This window comes from Pseudohalioglobus lutimaris, assembly GCF_002866825.1.
GTDB classification, from domain to species: Bacteria; Pseudomonadota; Gammaproteobacteria; order Pseudomonadales; family Halieaceae; genus Halioglobus; species Halioglobus lutimaris.
Map to the genome: position 1 here is coordinate 1 of NZ_PKUS01000062.1, position 3,416 is coordinate 3,416.

Below are 3,416 nucleotides of genomic sequence, written 5' to 3' on the forward strand. Positions count from 1 at the left end.
TATATGGTCAAGTGACTAAGCGCATACGGTGGATGCCTTGGCAGTCAGAGGCGATGAAGGACGTAGTAGCCTGCGAAATGCTTCGGGGAGTCGGCAAACAGACTTTGATCCGGAGATGTCCGAATGGGGAAACCCACCTGGTGTAAGCCAGGTACCTTTAACTGAATACATAGGTTAAAGGGGCGAACGAGGGGAACTGAAACATCTAAGTACCCTTAGGAACAGAAATCAATTGAGATTCCCCCAGTAGCGGCGAGCGACCGGGGATCAGCCTGCAAGTAATAGCTTTAGTGTTAGTGGAACGGTCTGGAAAGTCCGGCGATAGAGGGTGATAGCCCCGTACACGAAAACACTTTAGTGGTACTGAGCTTGCGACAAGTAGGTCGGGACACGTGATATCTTGACTGAACATGGGGGGACCATCCTCCAAGGCTAAATACTACTGACTGACCGATAGTGAACCAGTACCGTGAGGGAAAGGCGAAAAGAACCCCGGAGAGGGGAGTGAAATAGATCCTGAAACCGTATGCGTACAAGCAGTGGGAGCAGACTTGTTCTGTGACTGCGTACCTTTTGTATAATGGGTCAGCGACTTATTGTCTGTAGCGAGCTTAACCGTTTAGGGGAGGCGTAGGGAAACCGAGTCTTAATAGGGCGACATAGTTGCAGGCAATAGACCCGAAACCGGGCGATCTATCCATGGCCAGAGTGAAGGTTAGGTAACACTGACTGGAGGCTCGAACCCACTTATGTTGAAAAATGAGGGGATGAGCTGTGGATCGGAGTGAAAGGCTAATCAAGCCCGGAGATAGCTGGTTCTCCTCGAAATCTATTTAGGTAGAGCGTCGTGTCTTACCCTGGGGGGTAGAGCACTGTTTCGGCTAGGGGGTCATCCCGACTTACCAACCCGATGCAAACTCCGAATACCCAGGAGTACAATCACGGCAGACAGACAGCGGGTGCTAACGTCCGTTGTCGAGAGGGCAACAACCCAGACCGCCAGCTAAGGTCCCCAATACCAGTTAAGTGGGAAACGATGTGGGAAGGCTTAGACAGCTAGGAGGTTGGCTTAGAAGCAGCCACCCTTTAAAGAAAGCGTAATAGCTCACTAGTCGAGTCGGCCTGCGCGGAAGATGTAACGGGGCTAAACTGGTAACCGAAGCTGCGGATGCGTGTACTTCACTTAAATTCATTTGCTTTGCTTGTTGACGGCGTGAGCCGGCAACCAAGCGCCCCCGAACGTTGAGTCGTTCGTTGGGTACAGAGATGGAGAAGTGGATTTAAGGAAGTGCACGCATGGTAGAGGAGCGTTCTGTAAGCCGTTGAAGGTGAACCGGGAGGTTTGCTGGAGGTATCAGAAGTGCGAATGCTGACATGAGTAACGATAAGGGGGGTGAAAAACCTCCCCGCCGGAAGATCAAGGTTTCCTGCGCAACGCTAATCGGCGCAGGGTGAGTCGGCCCCTAAGGCGAGGCAGAAATGCGTAGTCGATGGGAAGCAGGTTAAAATTCCTGCACTTCTTATTATTGCGATGGGGGGACGGAGAAGGCTAAGCCAGCGCGGCGTTGGTTGTCCGCGTTTAAGGTTGTAGGCTGAGATCTTAGGTAAATCCGGGATCTTAAGGCCGAGAGCTGATGACGAGCTCAAGGGGAAACCCGCGAGTGAAGTGGTTGATGCCATGCTTCCAAGAAAAGCCTCTAAGCTTCAGATAATGAGGAACCGTACTGTAAACCGACACAGGTGATCAGGTAGAGAATACCAAGGCGCTTGAGAGAACTCGGGTGAAGGAACTAGGCAAAATGGTACCGTAACTTCGGGAGAAGGTACGCCGGTTTTGGTGATGGGACTTGCTCCCTAAGCTGAGGCTGGCCGAAGTGACCAGGTGGCTGCGACTGTTTATTAAAAACATAGCACTCTGCAAACACGTAAGTGGACGTATAGGGTGTGACGCCTGCCCGGTGCCGGAAGGTTAATTGATGGGGTTATCTTCGGAGAAGCTCTTGATCGAAGCCCCGGTAAACGGCGGCCGTAACTATAACGGTCCTAAGGTAGCGAAATTCCTTGTCGGGTAAGTTCCGACCTGCACGAATGGCGTAACGATGGCCACACTGTCTCCACCCGAGACTCAGTGAAATTGAAATTGCGGTTAAGATGCCGTATACCCGCGGCTAGACGGAAAGACCCCGTGAACCTTTACTACAGCTTCACACTGGACTCTGACTTTACTTGTGTAGGATAGCTGGGAGGCTTTGAAGCGATGGCGCCAGCTGTCGTGGAGCCAACCTTGAAATACCAGCCTGGTAACGTTGGGGTTCTAACTCAGGTCCGTTATCCGGATCGAGGACAGTGTGTGGTGGGTAGTTTGACTGGGGCGGTCTCCTCCCAAAGAGTAACGGAGGAGCACGAAGGTGCGCTAATCATGGTCGGAAATCATGAGGTTAGTGTAAAGGCACAAGCGCGCTTGACTGTGAGTCTGACAAGACGAACAGGTACGAAAGTAGGTCTTAGTGATCCGGTGGTTCTGAATGGAAGGGCCATCGCTCAACGGATAAAAGGTACTCCGGGGATAACAGGCTGATACCGCCCAAGAGTTCACATCGACGGCGGTGTTTGGCACCTCGATGTCGGCTCATCACATCCTGGGGCTGAAGCCGGTCCCAAGGGTATGGCTGTTCGCCATTTAAAGTGGTACGCGAGCTGGGTTTAGAACGTCGTGAGACAGTTCGGTCCCTATCTGCCGTGGGCGTTGGAGAATTGAGGGAAGCTGCTCCTAGTACGAGAGGACCGGAGTGGACGAACCTCTGGTGTTCGGGTTGTGTCGCCAGACGCATTGCCCGGTAGCTACGTTCGGACAGGATAACCGCTGAAAGCATCTAAGCGGGAAGCCCCTCCCAAGATAAGTTCTCCCTGACCCCTTGAGGGTCCTGAAGGGCCGTGGAAGACTACCACGTTGATAGGCTGGGTGTGGAAGCGTTGTAAGGCGTTGAGCTAACCAGTACTAATTGCCCGTGAGGCTTGACCATATAATCCAAGTTATTTGGGTACGCAGGATAAAGTACCTGAACAAGAAAGACAGTTGGCATCACAATCGTTTCAGACGATTGTTGATGGCCCTACATCCTTGTAGGGCATGTTGTGATTGAGTCCAGTGTTGCAAAACTCGGCATCGGAGCGGTTCCGTACCGTATCTGATGGCCCTGCGTTCGTAGGGCAAGAACAGACAGCTTGATTTACCACCTTATTTGGATGTCCACGCGGTGCCCAGGCACGTAGGACTACAGACATCCAAGCCAGTTTGCCTGGCGACAATAGAGCATTGGAACCACCTGACCCCATCCCGAACTCAGAAGTGAAACGATGCATCGCCGATGGTAGTGTGGAGTTTCTCCATGTGAGAGTAGGTCATCGCCAGGCTT

2 rRNA genes are annotated in these 3,416 nt (G+C 52.4%); both read left to right on the top strand.

Going from position 1 to position 3,416, the window contains the following annotated elements:
* Positions 1–5 precede the first annotated feature (5 nt).
* Positions 6–3,023 (top strand): 23S ribosomal RNA (locus tag C0039_RS20760).
* Between the two features lie 275 nt (positions 3,024–3,298).
* Positions 3,299–3,414 (top strand): 5S ribosomal RNA (gene rrf / locus C0039_RS20765).
* Positions 3,415–3,416: the final 2 nt, after the last annotated feature.